Source organism: Arcicella sp., from assembly GCF_964672035.1.
In genome coordinates this window covers 1-4,867 of the sequence record NZ_CBABQS010000148.1, presented here as the reverse complement: position 1 = coordinate 4,867, position 4,867 = coordinate 1, and the positions used below count along the sequence as shown (strand labels likewise).

General features: G+C 36.2%; 5 protein-coding genes. 4 read left to right on the top strand and 1 reads right to left on the bottom strand.

All coding sequences use genetic code 11. The annotated features are described in order from the left end of the window. From AC1W31_RS20460 to AC1W31_RS20450, 3 genes are all read left to right on the top strand, one after another. A partial coding sequence (locus tag AC1W31_RS20460; protein ID WP_481736358.1) for an META domain-containing protein occupies window positions 1–522 on the top strand: 522 nt, incomplete at its 5' end. An 85-nt stretch (window positions 523–607) separates the two neighbouring features. Continuing rightward, the gene (locus tag AC1W31_RS20455) at window positions 608–1,378 is read left to right on the top strand and encodes an SDR family NAD(P)-dependent oxidoreductase (protein WP_481736357.1); all 771 of its coding nucleotides are present in this window, start codon (window positions 608–610) and stop codon (window positions 1,376–1,378) included. Window positions 1,379–1,556: 178 nt separating this feature from the next. After that, a complete protein-coding gene (locus AC1W31_RS20450) occupies window positions 1,557–2,909 on the top strand; it encodes a M20/M25/M40 family metallo-hydrolase (protein WP_481736356.1) in 1,353 nt (450 codons plus the stop codon). A gap of 46 nt (window positions 2,910–2,955) precedes the next feature. Here the strand turns inward: AC1W31_RS20450 and AC1W31_RS20445 are convergent, their stop codons facing one another. Then, window positions 2,956–4,197 (bottom strand): tetratricopeptide repeat protein, encoded by a 1,242-nt coding sequence (locus tag AC1W31_RS20445; protein WP_481736355.1) that lies wholly within the window; start codon window positions 4,195–4,197, stop codon window positions 2,956–2,958. Between the two features lie 221 nt (window positions 4,198–4,418). Here AC1W31_RS20445 and AC1W31_RS20440 point away from each other — a divergent pair, with 221 nt between their 5' ends. Then, window positions 4,419–4,829: a hypothetical protein gene (locus tag AC1W31_RS20440; protein ID WP_481736354.1), complete on the top strand. Its 411-nt coding sequence runs from the start codon at window positions 4,419–4,421 to the stop codon at window positions 4,827–4,829. Window positions 4,830–4,867 lie beyond the last annotated feature (38 nt).

The following is a 4,867-nucleotide window of genomic DNA, read 5'->3' as shown; positions in this document are numbered from 1 at the left end:
GAAGGATTTAAACACGAACAAGGATTTGAATATCAATTACTTATCGAAATTGTGGATGTTCCCGAAGGTTTAGCGGATGGCTCAATATTTAAATACGTTTTAAAACGAATAATTAGCAAAACCGCCATCGAATCCAACATAATTACGAGTTCGAAGGTGGTAGGAACACCATCGCCACCCGTCAATAAAAGTCGAGCCACAGAATGGATTCTCACCGATTTTATTTATAAAAATAACGGACTCGAAGCCAAAGGCTTTGAAGCAACCATGACGCTGGATTTCGCCCAGAAAAAAGTCTTTGGTCAAGGCCCTTGCAATCGTTATTTTGGCACTTTGAGAGATTTAGATAAAAACCGAGTTCGCTTTGAAAACATTGGCAATACAAAATCAACTTGCAACTTGATGGACAAAGAAAAAGCCTTTTTTGAATTATTACCACTTACCCAAAATTTCGTGATAGAAGGCGAAAGAATGTACGTTTATCATGGCACAGAATTATTGTTGGCTTTTAGAAGAAGATGAGTGTGTAGAACTTTAAAAAAGAGTTTTCAGTTAAACAACATAAGAACTTAATTATTCAAATACTAAGACAAATAACTGAAAACTAATGGAAAGATTTAAAGGAAAAGTAGTCCTCATTACTGGCGGAGGTCGTGGTATTGGTCGAGCAATATGCGTTCGTTTTGCTCAAGAAGGCGCAGATATTGTTTTCACGGGCAGAAGTAACGATGAAAATGTGGCAGAAACCATTCGTCAAGTGGAAGAAACGGGTGCAAAAGCCCATTTTATTCAGTCGGATATTTCGCAAGTACCAGCCGTCTATGCGATGGTAAAAGAAGCACTTGATACCTTCGGACAAATTGATATTTTAGTCAATAATGCCGGCATTGAAATCAACGCTCCATTTTGGGAAGTTGAGGAAAAAGATTACGATGCCGTGATGGATACCAATTTGAAAGGAATGTTTTTCTTGACGCAAGCCTTTGTAAGATTCGTGAAAGAAAACAACCGTACGGGCGTAATTATCAACAATAGTTCGGTCCACGAAGAATTACCTTTTCCTAATTTTACGCCCTATTGTGCCAGTAAAGGCGGTATGCAAATGGTGATGCGTAATTTATCCGTAGAATTAGCTCCTTTAGGAATCAGGATTAATAACGTTGCACCAGGAGCCATTAAAACACCCATTAATGCTAAACTTTTGAGCGACCCAGCATTGTTGGCAACTTTGAAAAACAACATTTCACTCGCACGTTTGGGCGAACCCGAAGATGTAGCGGGCGTAGTAGCTTTCTTAGCTTCCGAAGATGCTAAATACGTAACGGGTTCAACTTATTATGTGGATGGTGGATTGACTTTTCATTATACGGAACAGTAGGTTTTATACGGTAACATAACTTTCAAAAGGTTCAGCTTTTTTCGTAAATTGCTGAACCTTTTTTTATTTTCAACAAAAGCATGGTTAAAGAAATTAAAATACAAAATTATAAATCCGTACAAGACTAATTGGAGAATTATCCGTATTTTTATAATTCATCATCAATCTAAAATCATCCATGAAAAAACTTTTTATTACTTTCCTTCTAACTAATGCTACTTTCACTTCCGTTTTTTCCCAAAAAACTATTCAACGAGACCCCATTATTGAAAATATGGTTTCGGAAATTAATTCGGATAGTCTAAAATCTCATATTCTAAAGTTGGTCAGTTTTGGTACACGCAGTACGCTCAGCACAACCACGGATTCAAAAAAAGGTATCGGAGCGGCAAGGGCTTGGGTTTTGAGTCGTTTTCAAGAATTTGCCAAACAATCTGACGGAAGAATGACCGCTAAAATTGACTCGTGGACGCAAAAAGCCGATACCAAAAGAGTTGATGTGGACATCCAAATGGGGAATGTAATTGCCACACTAAAAGGTTCGGATGCCAATGACGACCGTGTTTTCTTAGTTTCTGGACACATTGATAGCCGTGTTTCTAATGTAATGAATCGTACCGATGATGCCCCAGGAGCCAATGACGACGGTTCAGGAACGGCCGCAGTGATTGAATTGGCCAGAGTTATGGCAAAGGCAAAATTCCCCGCAACGGTGATTTTCTTGGTTGTAAGCGGTGAAGAACAAGGGCTTTTGGGAGCTGAACATTTTGCAAGTCAAGCGATTGAGGAAAAAACCAACATCGAAGGCATTTTGAATAATGATATTATGGGTTCAAATAATTCTAACGAAACTAACATTATTGACAATACCAGAATTCGGATTTTTAGTGAAGGTTTGCCCTTTTTCGAATTAGATAAAAAAGCATTGAGTATTCGTAATTTTGGCCAAGAAAATGATGGCAAATCTCGTACTTTGGCTCGTTACGCAAAAGAAGTTGGCGAACGTTATGTAGATAATTTGGAAGTAGTGATGGTGTATAGAAATGACCGATTCTTGCGGGGAGGCGACCATACGCCATTCGTACAAAAAGGATTTCCTGCCGTTAGAATTACGGAAATGAACGAAAATTATGAGCATCAACACCAAGATTTACGCACTGACAAAGGCATAAAATACGGCGACGTTCCCGAAGCAATGGACTTTGAATATCTTCGTAAAAATACAGCCATGAACTTAGCAACACTTTCAAACTTAGCAAAAGCACCAGCCACGGTTCAAAACTTAACGATTGATACTAAAAATTTAACCAATTCAACCACTTTATTTTGGCAAGCACCAAAAACTGGGAAAGTAAAAGGTTATTACGTTTTGATGCGTGAAACTTACCAACCATTTTGGCAAAAGAAGATTTTTACCACCAAAAACGGAATCGTTCTTCCTTATTCAAAAGATCATTATTTCTTTGCTGTTGAGGCAGTTAGCGAAGATGGAAATGAAAGTTTACCCGTTTTGCCGAAAGTTGGTATGTAATATTTTAGTGGCGACTTCGTGTGAAGCGAAGTCGCCATTTGTTTATCTAATCATGCCTAACTGTATCAACTTCTACTTCTATTGAATCTTTTTGAGCCATTATTTTTGGCAATTCCAACTTCATTTTTGGGTTCAATTCATTGATTCTACGAGTCGCTAATTCAATAAATTTACAATCAGCCGTTGGCTTTTTCAATTTTCCACAAGTTCTGATATATTCTTGATAAAATATCAAAGCCATTTCTTTATCATTCTTCTTTTTTTCATATATTTCGGCTAATCTAAAAACTGCTTTTGGGCGATAATTAACAATTTTTTGAAGTGCTTTTATAGCTAAATCTGTATCCCCATTTTTATCATAAACATCCGCAATTCCCAACTCATAATCTGAAATTCTATCGGACGTTCCTAAACCAATTGCTTGATTAAAATTCTGGTTTGCTTCTTGTAAAATTTCGTGGTTTTTTTCGGTAGATTTCAGTAAAGCAAATGCCAATCCTGCTCTTACGTTTTCAGTGTCCTCTCCTACTGCTATCAGCCTTTTGAAAGTAGCAATAGATTGCGGAATACTATCCATTTGGTAATAGGCCGTTCCTAATAATCTTTGGTAATAAGCTGTTGAATCTCCCAAACTCATTACATATAAAATCTCTTTCCTAACCCCTTCAAAGTCACTTCCTCGATAAAATAATCTACTTCTCAAATACCTAATTTTGATAGAAGAACTATCTAAATTAAAACCCTTTTCAATAAGCGGTTTTGCCAAATCATCTTGGGGAATATTGAGATATAGATTCGCTAAACTGGCAATACTTTCCATATCATTTTCATCTAAAATCACTGCTTTTTTCAAATAAGCAATGGCCTCTTTTGAATGTTCCATACGTACACTTATACGGGCTAATTCTTTCCAATAAAATGTATTGGTTGTATCTAATTGATTAAGTTTTTGATGTAATTTAAAAGCCTCCAAATAATTATTCTCCTTTTCTGATATTGCAGCAATTTGCAACAGAATTTCTGATGATTCTGGGCTCTTTTTTAAAGCGGAATAATACAATTTTTTAGATTGAGAAATACGCCCTAATTTGAAGTTGCAAAAAGCTTGTTTTTGCAGCATTTCGACTTGTGTACTATCACCCGTATTTAATTTTTCCAAAATTACCAGAGCTTGATTATATTGCCCTTTTTGCATCAATCCATCAATGGATTGAACGTCGTTTTGAGAAAATGTTTGGATGTGAAATAAACAGAAAAAAAGGCACGAGATAATGAAAAGATTTTTCATGTTTTGAAGGGTTTTAAGTATAACAACTAAATAATTAGGTGAATATACTAAAATTTTAGTTTCTCCAATTATTTTTCCTAAAACTGTCCGCATTTGAGGTATAAAATCCCTAAGTTGTATATAGAATCCACAAAAAAGAACAACTTTTATTCCACAAATTTTATTTGATTGGTGGAATAGAATTGGTGATGTCAATAGTATAGAAACAAATCAATAAGAACATGGAAAATCAACAAAATAATCAAAGTCAATACCTTCCTTCTGATCAGGACTTAAAGGGTGGAGAAATGCCAAATAAAGTGATTGTTCAAAGTGAAGAAAAAACGTGGGACGGCCCTTTAGGAGAAGCAGTAAGAGATTCAGGAACTGGACAAGGTTATCCAACACCCGAACCAGAAATTGAACCCTCAACCGAGGAAACTGGCAACCAAAGACCTATAAATGACCCTAATGAAGCACGACCTCAAACATCGCCGCCAACGGTAATTCAAGAACCCGTAGCAGAAACCGAGGAATATCAAGATTCTGCTGATTTAGCAGAAGATATTATTGAGCATTCTGAAAGAGGAAATTTGAATGACATGGAAGGTTATAATGAACCTAAATCAAACGAAAGTCAGTTTTACAAATAATTAAATATACCTCTATCCTATACAAAAGGGCATTAACT

What these genes read in the sequence shown, in the direction of transcription:
- AC1W31_RS20455 (WP_481736357.1), top strand. Translation starts at nt 608, where the DNA reads ATGGAAAGATTTAAAGGAAAAGTAGTCCTCATTACTGGCGGAGGTCGT.
- AC1W31_RS20450 (WP_481736356.1), top strand. Translation starts at nt 1,557, where the DNA reads ATGAAAAAACTTTTTATTACTTTCCTTCTAACTAATGCTACTTTCACT.
- AC1W31_RS20445 (WP_481736355.1), bottom strand. Translation starts at nt 4,197, where the DNA reads ATGAAAAATCTTTTCATTATCTCGTGCCTTTTTTTCTGTTTATTTCAC.
- AC1W31_RS20440 (WP_481736354.1), top strand. Translation starts at nt 4,419, where the DNA reads ATGGAAAATCAACAAAATAATCAAAGTCAATACCTTCCTTCTGATCAG.